This window comes from Bacteroidota bacterium (genome assembly GCA_020402865.1).
Lineage (GTDB): Bacteria > Bacteroidota > Bacteroidia > Palsa-965 > Palsa-965.
Genome location: JADBYT010000028.1, coordinates 99144 through 114728 on the forward strand (window position 1 = coordinate 99144; position 15585 = coordinate 114728).

At 49.6% G+C, this 15585-nt stretch carries 16 protein-coding genes and 2 tRNA genes; 9 read left to right on the plus strand and 9 right to left on the minus strand.

Features of this window, described 5'->3' with window-relative positions; genetic code table 11:
* The first annotated feature begins 10 nt into the window (after window positions 1–10).
* Window positions 11–901, plus strand: coding sequence for a YegS/Rv2252/BmrU family lipid kinase (locus IM638_17640; protein ID MCA6364860.1), 891 nt, complete (start codon window positions 11–13; stop codon window positions 899–901).
* A gap of 4 nt (window positions 902–905) precedes the next feature.
* On the opposite strand, the gene IM638_17645 is transcribed toward IM638_17640, so the two are convergent.
* Window positions 906–1397, minus strand: coding sequence for a C40 family peptidase (locus IM638_17645; protein ID MCA6364861.1), 492 nt, complete (start codon window positions 1395–1397; stop codon window positions 906–908).
* Window positions 1397–2392: an endo alpha-1,4 polygalactosaminidase gene (locus tag IM638_17650; GenBank protein MCA6364862.1), complete on the minus strand. Its 996-nt coding sequence runs from the start codon at window positions 2390–2392 to the stop codon at window positions 1397–1399. Before IM638_17650 ends, IM638_17645 begins: the two co-directional genes overlap by 1 nt.
* A gap of 74 nt (window positions 2393–2466) precedes the next feature.
* On the opposite strand from IM638_17650, the gene IM638_17655 reads away from it, so the two are divergent.
* The 3 genes from IM638_17655 to smpB all read left to right on the plus strand — a co-directional run bounded on the left by IM638_17655 (window position 2467) and on the right by smpB (window position 3232).
* Window positions 2467–2548 (plus strand) — tRNA-Leu (locus tag IM638_17655).
* A gap of 38 nt (window positions 2549–2586) precedes the next feature.
* Window positions 2587–2669: transfer RNA gene (locus IM638_17660), tRNA-Leu, on the plus strand.
* A gap of 104 nt (window positions 2670–2773) precedes the next feature.
* Window positions 2774–3232: an SsrA-binding protein SmpB gene (gene smpB / locus IM638_17665; protein MCA6364863.1), complete on the plus strand. Its 459-nt coding sequence runs from the start codon at window positions 2774–2776 to the stop codon at window positions 3230–3232.
* A gap of 75 nt (window positions 3233–3307) precedes the next feature.
* Here the strand turns inward: smpB and IM638_17670 are convergent, their stop codons facing one another.
* Both IM638_17670 and IM638_17675 read right to left on the minus strand, forming a co-directional pair.
* Window positions 3308–4168 (minus strand): hypothetical protein, encoded by an 861-nt coding sequence (locus tag IM638_17670; GenBank protein ID MCA6364864.1) that lies wholly within the window; start codon window positions 4166–4168, stop codon window positions 3308–3310.
* Window positions 4169–4314: 146 nt separating this feature from the next.
* A complete protein-coding gene (locus IM638_17675) occupies window positions 4315–4977 on the minus strand; it encodes a protein-L-isoaspartate(D-aspartate) O-methyltransferase (protein MCA6364865.1) in 663 nt (220 codons plus the stop codon).
* Between the two features lie 108 nt (window positions 4978–5085).
* On the opposite strand from IM638_17675, the gene IM638_17680 reads away from it, so the two are divergent.
* The 4 genes from IM638_17680 (at window position 5086) to IM638_17695 (ending at window position 9434) form a co-directional block, all read left to right on the plus strand.
* Complete coding sequence (locus tag IM638_17680; GenBank protein ID MCA6364866.1) at window positions 5086–6084, plus strand: Gfo/Idh/MocA family oxidoreductase; 999 nt, start codon at window positions 5086–5088, stop codon at window positions 6082–6084.
* Between the two features lie 39 nt (window positions 6085–6123).
* Window positions 6124–6990, plus strand: coding sequence for a hypothetical protein (locus tag IM638_17685; GenBank protein MCA6364867.1), 867 nt, complete (start codon window positions 6124–6126; stop codon window positions 6988–6990).
* Between the two features lie 8 nt (window positions 6991–6998).
* The gene (locus IM638_17690; protein MCA6364868.1) at window positions 6999–8420 is read left to right on the plus strand and encodes a sugar transferase; all 1422 of its coding nucleotides are present in this window, start codon (window positions 6999–7001) and stop codon (window positions 8418–8420) included.
* A 114-nt stretch (window positions 8421–8534) separates the two neighbouring features.
* Window positions 8535–9434, plus strand: coding sequence for a 3-hydroxybutyryl-CoA dehydrogenase (locus IM638_17695; GenBank protein ID MCA6364869.1), 900 nt, complete (start codon window positions 8535–8537; stop codon window positions 9432–9434).
* A 112-nt stretch (window positions 9435–9546) separates the two neighbouring features.
* Here IM638_17695 and IM638_17700 read toward each other — a convergent pair whose 3' ends face one another.
* The 3 genes from IM638_17700 to IM638_17710 form a co-directional block, all read right to left on the minus strand.
* A complete protein-coding gene (locus IM638_17700) occupies window positions 9547–9972 on the minus strand; it encodes a hypothetical protein (protein ID MCA6364870.1) in 426 nt (141 codons plus the stop codon).
* 68 nt (window positions 9973–10040) lie between these two features.
* Window positions 10041–11780: a M61 family metallopeptidase gene (locus tag IM638_17705; protein MCA6364871.1), complete on the minus strand. Its 1740-nt coding sequence runs from the start codon at window positions 11778–11780 to the stop codon at window positions 10041–10043.
* Between the two features lie 27 nt (window positions 11781–11807).
* Window positions 11808–12878 (minus strand): branched-chain amino acid aminotransferase, encoded by a 1071-nt coding sequence (locus IM638_17710; GenBank protein MCA6364872.1) that lies wholly within the window; start codon window positions 12876–12878, stop codon window positions 11808–11810.
* Window positions 12879–13249: 371 nt separating this feature from the next.
* Here IM638_17710 and IM638_17715 point away from each other — a divergent pair, with 371 nt between their 5' ends.
* Window positions 13250–13912 carry an ABC transporter ATP-binding protein gene (locus IM638_17715; protein ID MCA6364873.1) on the plus strand — a complete coding sequence of 221 codons (663 nt, stop codon included), beginning with the start codon at window positions 13250–13252 and terminating at the stop codon, window positions 13910–13912.
* Between the two features lie 15 nt (window positions 13913–13927).
* On the opposite strand, the gene IM638_17720 is transcribed toward IM638_17715, so the two are convergent.
* Both IM638_17720 and IM638_17725 read right to left on the minus strand, forming a co-directional pair.
* The gene (locus IM638_17720) at window positions 13928–14575 is read right to left on the minus strand and encodes a hypothetical protein (GenBank protein MCA6364874.1); all 648 of its coding nucleotides are present in this window, start codon (window positions 14573–14575) and stop codon (window positions 13928–13930) included.
* A 440-nt stretch (window positions 14576–15015) separates the two neighbouring features.
* Window positions 15016–15585 (minus strand): FAD-binding oxidoreductase (locus IM638_17725; GenBank protein ID MCA6364875.1); only part of this gene is annotated, 570 nt, incomplete at its 5' end.

Genomic DNA, 15585 nt, shown 5'->3' on the forward strand with positions numbered 1-15585 from the left:
CTTTGCACCTATGAGCCGCAAACGCATTGCGTTTATCATCAATCCCAATTCGGGCAGCAACCGGAGCACAAACCGCACCGAGCTTATCCGCAAGCTTCTGCCGCAAACGGCCGACTGTACCATTATCGAATGGAACCAGGTAAACGACCGCGACCGGATTTTTGCCGATGTGCTTGCCGGCAATTACGACATAGCCGTGGCCTGCGGCGGCGACGGCACCGTAAACCAGCTTGCACACGTACTAAGCGGCAGCAATACGGCGCTGGGCATTTTGCCTTTCGGCTCGGGAAACGGGCTGGCACGCCACCTGGGCATACCCATGAATGTAGCGGCAGCCATGCGCATTATTGAAGGCGGGCATTGTGTGGAGATGGACAAAGGCCACATCAATGACCTTACGTTTTTCTGCACGGCCGGCACCGGTTTCGATGCACGCATCGGCCAGCTTTTTGCCGAAAGCAACACACGCGGCTTCTGGACTTACGCCAAAATTACCCTGCGCGAACTGCGAAGCTACACCCCCGAAACCTACACCATTGAGGTTGACGGCCTCACCTACAAGCACAAAGCCTTTCTGGTTACTGTAGCCAATGCCGGACAGTATGGCAACAATGCATGGATTGCCCCGCTTGCATTGGTAAACGACGGTATATTGCACGTATCGGTGCTCGGCAAATTCAGCTGGTACGATGTGCCTGCACTCATCTGGCGCATGTTCGGACAAACCATTGACCGTTCCAACTTAGTGAGCACCTACGCCGGAAAATCAATAAAGATAACCCGCGAAAGCGACGGCCCTGCTCATTTCGACGGTGAGCCGGCCATGCTTGAAAAGGTGCTGAACGTAAGTATTTCGCCCTCGGCGCTGCGTGTGGTGGTGCCGCAACAGTTTAAGGGCTGAGGCGCTATTCAACCACGCGAATCACTTTAATAAACCGTTTGGGATAATTGCTGCCCGGATATTGCGTAATGACCACGCCGCGGTGTTTGTCGGACGAGGAGGCGTGAATGAACTGCAGCGGAGCGCCGGGTTCGGATATAACAATGCCTACGTGTCCGGCGCGGCGTTCGCGCGGGTTGGTGCCGGTAAATACAATTACGTCGCCTTTGCGGGCCTGTTCAATGGGAATTTCGCGGCCGGTGTGCATGTAATCGCGCGAGGAACGCGGGAGTGCGATGCCGAAATGCGCAAACACAAAACTCACAAAGCCTGAGCAGTCGAATGCATCGGGACCGGCGTGTGCATATTTGTAAGGTTTACCAAGATGCTGTTTGGCATAGGCCACAATGCTGTCGGCCCGGCTCATGGGCGCGGCGGCGGTAGTGTCTTGCGGCGTTTGCGCACATACACTCAGGCTGAAAATGCCAAGCACAATACCCAGGAGAAATTGCTTCATCAGCGTTGCTCAAAAAATTCGTAGGCATTTACCAGATCGAGATACACCCCGTCGAATCCGGCATCGGCCACACGGCGAAGATACGAATCGTTGCTGCCGCAAATGATTTCCTGCCACGAAGCATCCCAGTAACGTACATAATAATTATCCAGCCACGACGGATCTTCGATGTCTATGAATGCAGGCGGTTGTGCATTCCAGCCGTTTTGCCAGTAGTAGCGGTAGCTTTCGGCCTGACCAATGCTCATGTAGCAAAGCAGTGTGCGGGTGCCGCCGCCGGGTTTGTTGCGCAGGCGGGTTACATCAGCCGCAGTGAGTATTTCGGGCTCATCGCCGCCGGTAAAAAACAGGTCGATGATGAAGATATCATAATTGGTCTGCTCCAGCGCGCGCAGGTATTCTTCTTTAGTGGCAAACTTTTCAGGCGCAATCAGGTAAAGAAAATTGCGGCCGTTCAGCCCGTTTGTATTTGCAGTGTTTACGTTAAACGGCGTGGCCGGATAGCCCGGAATTTTATCCAGCTCACGGCTGTCGGCGGCCATGGAAATAAAGCCGAGCGCCTGATTGCGGGCATACGAATCGTCCATTTTCGACGGTGTGGAGCAATAATCAGTCACCAATATTTTTTTGCCCAAACTGTTTCCAAGCACACACATTTCCTGCCAGCCGGTGCGCTCTTCGCTTTCGGGCGTAAGCAAATCGTCCTGATTGTTGTAGCCGTAAAACAACTCTTCCCGCCCGAAACCATCAATTGCATTGATATATCCGGTTGCAGGCGTGCCATCGGGCTTTCCGTCAGTAGTAAGTAAAGCTTCGCCGTTTTGCGGCACCACCAGAAAGCCGGGGCGCATCAGCTCGGCCTGTGTATTTATTTTTTGCACAAAAGCCCGCATTTCAGCACGGTAATCCACGCCGGCAGTTTCGCTTTGCTGACAGGCTCCGAATGCGAGCAGCGTGAAAGAAAAAACGGGCAGAAAAAAATATTTTGCGTTCATATTGTCAAAGTTAAATAAAGATACTACTTTTGTCACCGCTTTAGAAAACGCTGTTCGCAACGTTTTCATCTCAAGCCCAGGTGGCGAAATTGGTAGACGCACCATCTTGAGGGGGTGGCGCCGCGAGGCGTGCTGGTTCGAATCCAGTCCTGGGCACAGTTCTTTACACAAATCAGCACTACCGCTGATTGCTTGCCCAGGTGGCGAAATTGGTAAACGTTGCGGTCTCAGAAGCCGTTGGGAATATCCCTTGAGAGTTCGAGTCTCTCCCTGGGCACACCACCAAAACATTTCAGGTAATCCAGACTGCGGGTTGCCTTTTTTTATGCCTTTTTGCGGGCTTTTGAGTATTGTTATTCATTTATAGTTTACTTTACAGTTATGGCTACTTCAACGCCCAATACCATCGACATCAGAAACAGACAGGCTTCGTTTGAATACGCATTCCTTGATAAATTTATTGCAGGATTGGTGCTCACCGGCACCGAAATAAAATCGTTGCGGCTGGGAAAAGCCAATATTACCGACGGTTTTTGTGTATTTGAAAACGACGAACTTATTCTGCGGAACGTACAGATAAACGAATACGATAAAGGCACCTATTACAACCACGCCCCTAAACGCGACCGCAAGCTGCTGCTAAAGCGCAGCGAACTGCGCAAACTTCAGAACAAGCTAAAAGATCAGGGCCTTACCATTGTGCCGCTGCGCATGTTTATCAGCGAAAACGGCTGGGCTAAAATTGAAATTGCGTTAGCCAAAGGCAAAAAAACGTTTGATAAGCGCGAGGATATAAAGAAACGGGATATTGAACGCGAAACCGCACGTAAGTTCAAGTAATACTCTTCACACATACAAAACAAAAACGCCTCCCGATTGCTCGGGAGGCGTTTTTGTTAATTATTCAGTTTCCGACTAGAAGTGGAAGTGGATAAACAGTGCACCGGGAGCCATACCGAAGTTGGCATTGTCGGTATCCACACCAAAAGATCCGCCGCCGGCAGTTTTGGTGGTGGTAGAAGTTGCAGCTGTACCATTCCAGCTTTCTACGGTTTGCTCACCGTCGCCGGTGCGCGAAAGGGCAAGCCCCCAGCCAAATTCGCCGCCTACAGAAAGTTTGGGGAGTACAAAGTACTCAGCACCAATGAAACCGCGTACACCAAAACCGAGGGTGCTGCCGCTTTTATCTTCTGTAATGCGTGAACCCGCTGCTGCTGAAGTTCCGGTAAGGAAGTCAGATGTAGTAGTGGGAGTAGTGTTAGTTGATGAAAATGCATTACCGTAAGAGTAGCTGGTTTTGCCGCCACCAAACATTACCATAGCCATACCACCATAGTAGCCCTGCAAACGGGTTTTGCCACGACGCCACTCAAGACCGCCGCCAAGGCCGATAAAGTTGCCAGACACTTTCATTTCGTCGGTAACTGTTGCGGGCGGGGTAGCCGTTGAAGCATCGTCGGTTACAAAGTTTTTCATGGTTTCAGAACCGAAACCAATGCGGAGCATGCCACGGTAAGCCATATTGGGGCTTACAAACATTTTGCCGGTGATCATGGCAAACGGGTTGGTAAAGGCCCAATTGGCGGTACCATAGTTAGAACCGTTACCACCGATAAAGTTGCCAAAGTAATCAAGGAAAGGCGTGGCATCTACGCCAATAGCCCAGTCACCTGCTTCGGGGAGAATAGGTTCACCTTTTTTTGAAGTTAAATCTTGTGCGAAGGCAGAGGTTACACCAAAAGCCAGCGCCGCTACGATGAGCGTCGATTTTTTCATAATGTGTGGTTTTAGTTAATGTTTCTTTATTCTGGTCAGGGATTATACCCTATTGTCAAAGGTATTGATTTATATAGTGAAGATACGGTATTAACAAAAATCAACTTTTTCACCACATACTGTTAATAACAGGAAATTGATTTTCCTCATCCCTTCCACTCCCGTTCACCCAGCATGGGAACAAAGCGAAACAAACCATGAAAGGTTTTGGTCAGTTTTCCGGTCTCATCTTTTGTGATAAGAGTCATTTCCTGCGAATCACCTTCCCCCACCGGAATCACTAATCTGCCGCCGGGCTTTAGCTGATCGGTAAGTGCATCGGGCACAAAGGGTGCGCCGCAGGTAACCAGTATTTTATCAAACGGCGCAAATGCCGGCCAGCCTTTATAACCATCGCCATACTGAAAATTGGGCGAGTATCCCATTTGAGGCAGAAGCGCGCGCGTTACATCATATAAGGTACGCTGCCGTTCAATGGTCCATACGCGGGCGCCGCAGGCAAGCAGCACGGCAGTCTGGTAACCCGATCCGGTACCGATTTCCAGTACACGGTCGCCTTTGCGGAGTTGCAGCAGCTGGGTTTGAAAGGCCACGGTGTAAGGCTGCGATATGGTTTGCCCTGCGCCAATGGGAAAAGCCTTGTCCTGATAAGCAAATTCGAGAAAGGCTTTGTCGAAAAACAAATGGCGCGGCACCTGCTCAATGGCTTTCAGCACGGCAGCATCGGTAATTTCGCGTTCGCGCATCAGCTCAGCCAGTTTGCGGCGAAGACCTTTCTGGCGGTAGGTATCTTCAAAAGGAGTAGTCATAAAGTGTATTCAGCAGCAGCAAACAACACTTGGCTGTTGATATGTTACGAAGTTAACCTGAAAGCAGGAGCGGCTGCGCGAATAATTTTGTAAAAAATCAAACAGGCTATGTTGAAAATCGGTGTTGCCGGTGCCGGGCATCTTGGCAAAATTCATATCCGTCAGATTAAAGAACTGGCCAGCCGCTATGAGCTGGTTGGTTTTCACGACAGCGATCCGGCCGTGCGTGCTGCCGTGGCGGCCGAATTTGGCATCCGGGCCTTTGAAACCACCGACGAATTAATTGAAGCGGCTGAAGTGGTTGATATTGTTACGCCTACGCTGCATCATTATGCCGTAGCCGTAAAAGCCCTGCGCCGCCAGCGCCACCTGTTTATTGAAAAACCGCTTACGCATACTGTTGATGAAGGCAAAATGCTGGTGCAGCTGGCCACCGAAGCCAATGTAAAAGTGCAGGTGGGCCATGTGGAGCGTTTCAATCCGGCCTTTATTGCCGCCCAGCCCCTGCTCGATCAGCCAATGTTTATTGAAACGCACCGGCTGGCCCAGTTCAATCCGCGCGGCACCGATGTATCTGTTGTCCTCGACCTGATGATACACGATATCGACATCGTACTCAGCCTGATACGTGCCAATATACGCCACATCAGCGCCAGCGGCGTAGCTGTAGTGAGCGATACGCCCGATATTGCCAACGCACGCATTGAATTCGACAACGGCGCCGTAGCCAACCTTACCGCAAGCCGCATTTCATTGAAAAACATGCGTAAATCGCGCTTTTTCCGCCGCGATGCGTATGTATCTGTCGATTTTCTCGACAAACAGGTTAGTGTAGTGCGTATGAAAACCATAGAAGGTGAACCCGATCCGCTGGCCATAATTATTCAGCCCGGCGAAGGAAAAGCACCCAAAGAATTATTTTTCGAGCACCCCGAAGTGGAGCAAACCAATGCCATACGCATGGAACTCAGCACCTTTGCCGATTCCATTACCCAAAACACCCGTCCGCTGGTGTCTATAGACGATGGGTACAAAGCACTGGAAGTTGCGCATAAAATTATTGACCAAGTGCAGGCAAAAACTAATTTTGCAGCCGCCCGGCAATAAACACAGCCTGGCTGCGTTATACACGGGAGATTAAACTGCATGATTCGAAAAATTACTTTTTACCCCGCTTTTATTGCCTTTGCGCTGCTTTCGGTATCGCTGCTTTCAGGCTGTAAACTCTTCGATCGTACCGAAGAAATTCCTTCCTACCTGAGAATCAGCTCCGTAAAATTCAATGCGCTTTCCGGACAGGGCTCATCCGCACACCAGATTACCGATGTATGGGTGTTTATGGATGATGAGCTTATCGGCGCATTTGAAGTACCCTGCACCATTCCCATTCTCAACGAGGGCAGCCACCGCTTTCTGATCCGCGCCGGAATAAAAATGAACGGCACCACCACCACACGCGCCATTTATCCTTCCTACAAAGGCTGGGACAGCACATTTACAATAACCCGCGCACAGGTGGTAAGCGTTACGCCGAGGTTTCAATATTTTCCGGCTACTGATTTTGTGTGGCTTGAAGATTTTGAAATGCCGGGACAAAGTTTTACCGACAGCGGTGCTATCGTGCAGAATGTATTTCATACCACGTTAAACCCAACCGAAGTTTTCGAAGGCTTTGAATCAGGCTATGCTAAATTAGATACTGATTCAAACGACCTGTTTATCCGCTCGCAGTTTTTCACCGGCCTATTTCCCGCGCCTTCGTTTGTATATATGGAACTCAATTACCGCTGCGATCAGCCTTTTTCAGTAGGCATCATGACACGGCAATATGAATACCGGAATGTAGCAACCATCAGCCCTAAGTCAACCTGGGGTAAAATATATATCAACCTTACCGACGCGGTCAATCAGCCTCCCTCCTCTACCGGCTATGCGTTTTACATCACCCAGCGATTGCCGGCTGGTGTAAGTGAATCTTACCTGTATATAGACAATATTAAAGTAGTGCGGTAATTGCCGGTATGAATAAAACCCGTCAGGTTCTTTACTATTTATTCAGCGACATTGTTTCGGCGGCTATAGCCTGGACTTTGTTTCACCAATACCGCAAGGTGAATATTGAATCCGTAAAGTTCGGGTTGAAAGTGCCGGTGATGTTTGACGAGAAGTTCTTTATCGGACTTGGTGCGGTGGTTTTGTTCTGGATTTCGCTGTATGGCATTACGGGAAGTTACCGGAATATATACCGCCGTTCGCGCCTCAAGGAATTCGGGCAGATTTTGCTGCTCAGTTGCATTGGCGTGCTGGTAATTTTCTTTACGCTGCTGCTTGATGATACGGTAATCAGCTACAGAACTTACTACCTGAGTACATTAACACTGTTTGTTACCCATTTCTGCTTTACCGTAACCGGCCGCATGATCCTGACCTCCATTACAAACAGCCGTATCCGAAACCGTAAATTGGGTTTCAACACCATACTTATAGGCAGCAACGCCAATGCCCTCAAGCTGTTCAGCGAACTGGAAAGCCAGACAAAATCGTGGGGCAACCGGTTTGTGGGGTTTGTGCATGTGGACAATAAAAACGGTTACTCGCACGAGCTGAAAGCCCGGTTGCCGCACCTTGGCGAGGTGGATCAGCTTCGCAGCATTATCCGCGAACATCAGGCCGAGGAAGTGATTATTGCCATCGAATCATCGGAGCACGACAGGCTGAACGCCATTATCAATGAAATGGACGATCAGCCGGTGGTAATCAAGGTAATTCCTGATATGTACGATATCCTTTCGGGGCAGGTGAAAATGAGCACCATTTTCGGTGCGCCGATGATTGAAATTAAGCGCGAGATCATGCCGCCGTGGCAGCAGTCGATCAAGCGCATAATTGATGTAATTGTATCGCTCATTGCGCTCACCGTTTTTATGCCGGTTTATCTGCTCACGGCGCTTGGCGTAAAGCTCTCGTCGAAAGGCCCTGTTTTTTACAGCCACTACCGCATAGGCATACACGGCAAGCCATTCCGCATTCATAAATTCCGCTCCATGTATGTGGATGCCGAGCGCAACGGCCCTGCCCTTTCGAGCGAAAACGATCCGCGTATTACACCATTCGGCCGTTTCCTGCGCAAAACCCGTCTCGACGAAATTCCCCAGTTTTACAATGTACTCATCGGCGAAATGTCGCTGGTGGGCCCCCGCCCCGAAAGGCAGTTCTTTATTGATAAAATTGTGCAGGTAGCTCCGCATTACCGCCACCTGCACAATGTAAAGCCGGGCATCACTTCGTGGGGACAGGTGAAATATGGTTATGCCGAAAATGTGGATCAGATGGTGGAGCGCCTGAAATACGACTTGCTGTATATTGAGAATATGTCGCTGTACGTGGATTTTAAAATTCTGATCTACACCGTGCTAATTGTAGTTCAGGGTCGGGGAAAATAGCCTGAACTTTTCCACAATTCCAGCTGTTTACAAAAACCGTTGAAAAACGGCTTGAAACCCGTCAGGCCGCTTATCTTTACGGCCTCTCAATACGTATCATTTACTTCCATTTCAATGAAAAACATCACCGTAATCGGTTCCGGAACAATGGGTAACGGTATTGCGCACGTGTTTGCACAATGCGGTTACAACGTTTCGCTGGTTGATATTTCAAAAGAGGCGCTTGACCGCGGGCTGGGCACCATTGCCAAAAACATGGACCGGCAGGTAAGCAAAGGCACGCTCAGCGAGGCCGACAAAGCGGCGGCGCTCGGGCGCATCACCCCTACCACCAATCTGGCCGAAGGCGTAGCCAATGCCGAACTGGTAGTGGAAGCCGCCACCGAAAATGTGGACCTCAAACTCAAAATTTTCCGCGATCTTGATGCTGCCGCTCCGGCGGGCTGCATCCTCGCTTCAAACACCTCCTCCATTTCCATCACCAGAATTGCAGCCGTTACCAAACGTCCGGAGTCTGTAATCGGCATGCACTTTATGAATCCGGTGCCGGTAATGAAGCTGGTGGAAGTAATCCGCGGCTACTCCACCAGCGATGCGGTGACGGCTCAGATCATGGAGCTTTCACGCAAGCTCGAAAAAGTGCCGGTAGAAGTAAACGACTATCCCGGCTTTGTAGCCAACAAAATCCTCATGCCCATGATTAACGAGGCCATTATTACGCTTTATGAAGGCGTGGCCGGCGTGGAGGAAATAGACAACGTAATGAAACTGGGCATGGGCCACCCGATGGGCCCGCTGCGTCTGGCCGATTTTATCGGACTGGATGTATGCCTCGCCATTTTGCGCGTACTGCACGACGGTTTCGGCAACCCGAAATACGCCCCCTGCCCGCTGCTGGTAAACATGGTTACCGCCGGCCATCTTGGCGATAAAACAGGCAAAGGCTTCTACGATTACTCGAACCCGAAAGCGCCTGTACTGGCCGAGCGTTTCCGCAAGAAAGAACTGGTTTAACGCAATCAGCAAACAAACAAAAACCCGGATGCCTGTGCATCCGGGATTTTTTTATGCAAAGAAAAGCCGGATAAACAGAGTTTATCCGGCTTTTGCTATTTATGAAAACCGATTAGTTGCTTTTGAAAGCATCTTCGAGGTTCTTGCGCAGAGCGGCGGTGTCCATGTTTTCGAGACCGTCTTTAATATCGCCAAGAGCAGAAGTGATAGCGGTGATCCAGTAGATAGCGAGAGCAAGAGCTACAGCGCCCATAATGATACCGGCAATCATCATACCTTTCTTGGGGTTACCAGCGCCACGAGCCATGAAGAAAGCAACAACGCTGAGTACGAGACCCACTACGGCAATCCAGAGGGCGGCAGCGCCGATACCCGGGATAATTGCAATAACAAGAGCTACGAGGCTAACTACCATACCGGCAACGCCGAGGCCTTTACCTTTAGTTGAAGGTGCGTTTGTTTGATCCATTTTAAATTTAGTTTTTTGGTTTTGAAAAGGGTGAATAGTTGAAGTGTGGCAAAAAAAATGCTTTTTCACAGGCTTTACAAGCCCACAGCACTTATAGTTATTAACATCTTTTGGCAAAGCCGCAGAAAACCCTGAGGTTACATGCCCCCGCTCCAACTTTTAAATGCGGCTTTCTGACTGTCACTCAGGCTATTCAGCTTGGCAACCTTATACACGGGGTAATAATTTTCCCCATCGGCCCTGAGGGGAAGAAATTTTTGTGCGCCACCCGAATTTACTACCAAAATCACCGAATCACTCTCAAAATAGCGCAGCCATTCCTGCAAATCAACCTTAACCGGAATCGGATCTTCGGCTCTTCCATTCACCTGAATAGCTACAATTTCATCGTTTACCGCCAAACCAGCCTGTTCAGCGGGCGAATTGAAATAGATTTCGGTAACACGGGTTACGCCGCCCTGCTCGGTGAGTTTGAAGCCAAATTTATCTTCGTGAATTTTGGCCGCCTCATACCGGTTCATTTTCAAACCGATGTATTCAAGCGCCTCATCAAGTGGAATAGTATAATCAGCTGACTGATAGAAGTATGAATTCCAGTAATGGTCGAATTTTTTGCCCGAAATTTCCTCTACAAGTGCTTTGTATTCAGCCTCGGTGTAGCCTTTTCCCTGCTGGCCGTAATCGGTCCAGAGGCGGCGCATCACGTGATCGAGGTTGCGGGTGTTTTGGGTGTGGCGGCGTATGAAAATATCGGTAATAAAGGCCAGCAGGCAGCCTTCGTGGTAAATGGATGTTTTGCGGTGCGGCGCGCCGGGCACATAGCCATCGAGCCAGGTATCAAACGACGAATCGGCTACGGAAAGGAAATGGCGGCCGTGCGAATCGAAATGCTTTTGCAGGCGTTCCTCGAACGTGTGCCAGTATTCACGCTCGGTAAACACACCCGAACGGAAAAGCAGGTAATCGCCGTAGTACGTGGTTACCCCTTCGCACACATAGCCCAGGCGCGAATAGTTTTCGCGCGTGAAATCATACGGCATCATCTCTGCCGGACGAATGGCCTTGATATTCCACGCATGGAAAAGCTCGTGGCAGCTCACGCCCAGAAAATCGCCATACAACTCATTCATCAGCTTGTAGGGCGGGCCGAGGGCAATAACAGTTGAGTCTGTATGCTCTACGCCGTGATAAAAGCGCTGCGGAAGAATCTGGTAAAGGAAATGGTATTTCTCGGCCGGACAGGAGCCGAAAATCTGCATGATTTCGTTTACGTAAATAAAGCTGTCGGCAATAATACGTGACCAGTCGGGCCGGCATTCGCCCTGAAACCAAAGGTGAAACTCCACCCCGTCGAGCACAAAGAAATTATGCTGCAGCGTGGGGCTGGCAATAAACGGACTATCGGCAAGGCGGTCGAAATCAGAAGCTACAAGTACATTGGCAGCGGGCTGCTGCAATGCCGTGGCTACGCGCCAGCCTTCGGGCAGTTGCAGTTCTACCGTGCATACTTCGCTCAGGCGGTTGGTGAGATACACGCAGCAGTTTACCGGATTTACATACAACTGGCTTTGATCGAGCCAGGTAGAACCGGCATTGAGTTCGGCGGCGTAGTATTCATATACAAAATACACGGTAGCCTCGCCGTTGCACTGCACGCGCCAGCGGTCTTTGGTAATTTTTTCGCTGTGCAGCGGCTTGCCTTCGGGTGTTTCGGCACGGAATCCGCGCACGTTTTTGGCAAAATTCCCCAGTTCGTATCTGCCGGGCCGCCACGAGGGCAATTGCACGTCAACACTGCCAGAATTTATTTCCTCGGCAATGGCAGTAATGGTAAGGTATCTGCTCTGTGGGTTAGACCACGAGAAAATGTAGTGCATAGAGGAAAGTTAGGGGTTTACAGTTACTCAGCACACGCGATGCACCCAGTTGTGCGGATCGGCAATGCGCCCGCGGCGGATGCTGTCGAGCGCCTTGTTTACGCGGCGGGCAAACCCGTTTTCATCTACCTGCGGCAAATCGTAGTCTTTGCCTTCGTAACCAATTGTGGTGATGGTGGCAATGGTGGCGGCTGTGCCGGTACCGAATGCTTCTTTGAGCTGGCCTTTCAGGAGGGCTTCCTCAATTTCATCCACACCAATTTTACGCTCTTCCACACGCATGCCCCAGTCGCGGGCCAGCGTAAGCACACTGTCGCGGGTAATACCGGCCAGAATGGTATCGCCAAGCTGCGGCGTAATAAGCGTATCGCCAATCACAAACATCAGGTTCATGGTTCCTGATTCTTCCACGTATTTATGGTCGCGGGCATCGGTCCAGATGAGCTGGTCGTAGCCATCGTGCTTGGCCAGCGCCGAAGGGTACAGCGAACGGCCGTAGTTGCCCGATGCCTTCACATAACCCACGCCACCTTCAACCGCGCGGAAGAACTTCTTCTCTACCCGCACGCGCAACGGATGATCGTAATAGGCGCCTACAGGTGTGGTAATGATGAGGAATTTATAGGTATCTGAAGCTTTTACGCCAATGTAATCATCCGTAGCGATGAGAAAAGGACGCACGTAAAGCGAACGTCCGTCGCCGCCCGGAATCCAGTTCTGGTCGAGGCGCAGAAGTTCGTCGAGGCCCTCCATAAATATGGCTTCGGGCACTTCGGCCATGGCCATGCGCTGGGCAGAGCGGTTGAGGCGTTTGTGGTTTTCGAGCGGACGGAACAGCAACACTTCGCCATTGTCGGAGCGGTGCGCCTTCATGCCCTCGAAAATACTCTGGCCGTAATGCATCACCGAACTGGCCGGGCTCATGCTCAGCGGTGCGTATGGCACAATCTCGGATTTATGCCAGTGACCGTCGGCGTATTCAGCCACAAACATGTGGTCGGAAAAAACCTTGCCAAAAGGAAGATTGTTAATATCCAGACCCGGCAGGCGCGACTGGTTTGTTTTATGAACGGGGATCGAAAGCGTGGCGTTCGACATGATGAATCAGAATAAATGGTTCCGGGCAAATATGCCTATAATTTCCCGGAAAGATTCTTTGCCGTGGTTGATTTTCGACCTACCGGCCGGAATATCAGCCGAAGGCCGTATCTTTCAGGACTATGCGCAGAATGAAAAGTTTGTTAATTCTTGTTTTTGTGCTGGGGCTTGCAGGATGTGCGGGGAAGAAATCCATGCAAAAGAAGCCTTGCAACTGCAATACACTGTCTTTCCACCACTCCGTCCGGAATGACAGTGCATTTTACTGTTGATTTTTTTGAAACGTTATACGCTTCAGCCGAACCGATATCAATCCCCCCTGTCACATGGTGCAGAGTCGAAACGAGGCAGGGTTTATTATCTTCGCATCCATGAAAGAACTCATCCGCGCACAAAATCTTCGCAAATCTTACGGAAGTTTAGAAGTATTGCGCGGCATTGATCTGAGTATTGCCGAGGGCGAAGTAGTATCGGTGGTTGGCGCCTCGGGCGCAGGCAAAACCACGCTGCTCACCATTCTCGGCACACTTGATCTGGCCGACGGCGGTTCGCTCGAAATAGCCGGGCAGCAGATTTCGTCGCTCAAGCCGCGCGAACTGGCGGCTTTCCGCAACAGGCACATCGGCTTTGTGTTTCAGTTTCACCACCTGTTACCCGAATTTACCGCGCTCGAAAACGTGTGCATGCCCGCACTCGTAGCCCGCACACCCAAAGCCGAAGCCGAAACCCGCGCCAAAGAACTGCTGCACATGCTCGGCCTGGCCGAACGCGCCGAACACAAACCCGCAGCCCTCTCGGGCGGCGAACAACAACGCGTAGCCGTGGCCCGCGCACTCATCAACAAACCCGCCGTAGTATTTGCCGACGAACCCTCCGGCAACCTCGACTCTGCCACCGCGCAACAACTGCATGAGCTGTTTTTTGACCTGCGCAAACAACTCAACCAGACGTTTGTGATTGTAACGCACAACGATGCGCTGGCTGCAAAAACAGACCGCAAGCTGGTAATGAAGGATGGATTGTTGAGTGTGTAGATTTTGCTTCCTGCGCTAACACCCCATAGAAAATACAAAAAGGAGATATTTTACTACCCTCTTTCTGCTGACTTTTTCCTCTCCCGAAATCCGCACAATCAATCTGTTTACTCCAACAATACAGGGATATTCATTTACACTTGTAATGGTATTTATTGTTTCATTCCAATCTGATCCGCAATAATATTTAGCCGCTTTCTTTATTTCATCCGCTGTAACTTCGGGAAACATAGCGGTTTCCGGCCCTAAAGAATCTTTTAAGAAATAACTTCCTGAATTATTTGCTGTAAGCATTTGCCAGGAAGAGGTATGATGCAACCAGTTTTCCAAATCGCAATGAGGACCTTCCTGCATAATACTTACACTGGTTTGAGCACATTGTTCTACACTAATTTCATCGAGTAAAAGGTTATTCAGTTGAAAAGATAAATCACCCGGATTCATACCCACTGAAACCTCTATCCGAAAAGTATCATTAATGAACTTCTCCTGTGTGGCATAAAATTCTCCGGCAATTACTACTTGAAACTCATCTGTTCCGGCTGTTAATTTTGTTATTTCATGATAATTGACAGGTGATTGGGATGAATCATTTTTTTCATTCACTAAAGAATCTGATAAAAGATATTTAGCCGAATCTGAGTTTTCAAAATCATTACTCATGGTACTTCCAGAGTGGCAAGACCAGCACACTAAGCTCAGAAAAATTATCAGATGCTTCATAACGCTTCAATTCTATTCTGTAAAAATAAAATGATTCCCAATATATATTACTTATTACTTAACATGAAAACCTACAGCAGCGCCCCCCACCAATCAAATATTTAACACCGTGATTATTTAAAAGTCTGCAAATTTCAATTAGTTGCTTGTCCAAATTCATTACTGTTGGTATCGCTGTTAGAGTGCCTCTTATTATTTGGGTTCAAATTTGAAATTGCAATAAAAGCAGATAAATTCAGATCTATTTTAGTTTCATCAAAAGGCATATTTGCTTGCTGAAGCTCGTATGACTTCATTTCCTCAAAACTTGAAAACTTCAATATTCCGGGCATGTTGACTATACATTAATGATTAACAAATATCAATAAACTACCTGAGTATTAATCTGTAAGAGATGTATAAATCTTCCCCGGATTCAAAATCCCGTTCGGATCAAACACCCGCTTAATCTCCCGCATCAGCTCGAGCCGCTTCTCATCAATAGCAATCCCGATATACGGCTGCTGCACCAGACCAATGCCATGCTCGCCTGAAATGGTGCCGCCGAGCTTCACACAAAGTTCAAATATTTCGGTGATGCCTTTGGGCAATTCGTTTTGCCATACCTCATCACTCAGCTCGCCTTTGATGATGTTTACGTGCAGGTTGCCGTCGCCGGCGTGGCCGTAGCAAACAGATTTGAAGCCGTACTTCTGCCCTATTGCTTTTACGCCGGTGAGCAGTTGCGGCAATGCGGCGCGCGGCACCACGGTGTCTTCTTCCTTGTACACGCTGTTCGACTTTACGGCTTCGGCCACTTTGCGGCGCATGAGCCAAAGCATGTTTTTCTGGTCGGCGGTGTCGGCAAAAAGTACATCGCCGGAGTTGTGCTGTTGCATCACTTCGGCAATGCGCTCGGCATCTTTGTAAAGCACCTCCATATCGTTGCCGTCAACTTCCACAAACAGATG

Coding starts and splice junctions, on each gene's coding strand:
- IM638_17645 (MCA6364861.1), bottom strand. CDS start 1,397: ATGAAGCAATTTCTCCTGGGTATTGTGCTTGGCATTTTCAGCCTGAGT.
- IM638_17685 (MCA6364867.1), top strand. CDS start 6,124: ATGATTCGAAAAATTACTTTTTACCCCGCTTTTATTGCCTTTGCGCTG.
- IM638_17705 (MCA6364871.1), bottom strand. CDS start 11,780: ATGCACTACATTTTCTCGTGGTCTAACCCACAGAGCAGATACCTTACC.
- IM638_17695 (MCA6364869.1), top strand. CDS start 8,535: ATGAAAAACATCACCGTAATCGGTTCCGGAACAATGGGTAACGGTATT.
- IM638_17710 (MCA6364872.1), bottom strand. CDS start 12,878: ATGTCGAACGCCACGCTTTCGATCCCCGTTCATAAAACAAACCAGTCG.
- IM638_17720 (MCA6364874.1), bottom strand. CDS start 14,575: ATGAGTAATGATTTTGAAAACTCAGATTCGGCTAAATATCTTTTATCA.
- IM638_17675 (MCA6364865.1), bottom strand. CDS start 4,977: ATGACTACTCCTTTTGAAGATACCTACCGCCAGAAAGGTCTTCGCCGC.
- IM638_17715 (MCA6364873.1), top strand. CDS start 13,250: ATGAAAGAACTCATCCGCGCACAAAATCTTCGCAAATCTTACGGAAGT.
- IM638_17670 (MCA6364864.1), bottom strand. CDS start 4,168: ATGAAAAAATCGACGCTCATCGTAGCGGCGCTGGCTTTTGGTGTAACC.
- smpB (MCA6364863.1), top strand. CDS start 2,774: ATGGCTACTTCAACGCCCAATACCATCGACATCAGAAACAGACAGGCT.
- IM638_17640 (MCA6364860.1), top strand. CDS start 11: ATGAGCCGCAAACGCATTGCGTTTATCATCAATCCCAATTCGGGCAGC.
- IM638_17680 (MCA6364866.1), top strand. CDS start 5,086: ATGTTGAAAATCGGTGTTGCCGGTGCCGGGCATCTTGGCAAAATTCAT.
- IM638_17650 (MCA6364862.1), bottom strand. CDS start 2,392: ATGAACGCAAAATATTTTTTTCTGCCCGTTTTTTCTTTCACGCTGCTC.
- IM638_17690 (MCA6364868.1), top strand. CDS start 6,999: ATGAATAAAACCCGTCAGGTTCTTTACTATTTATTCAGCGACATTGTT.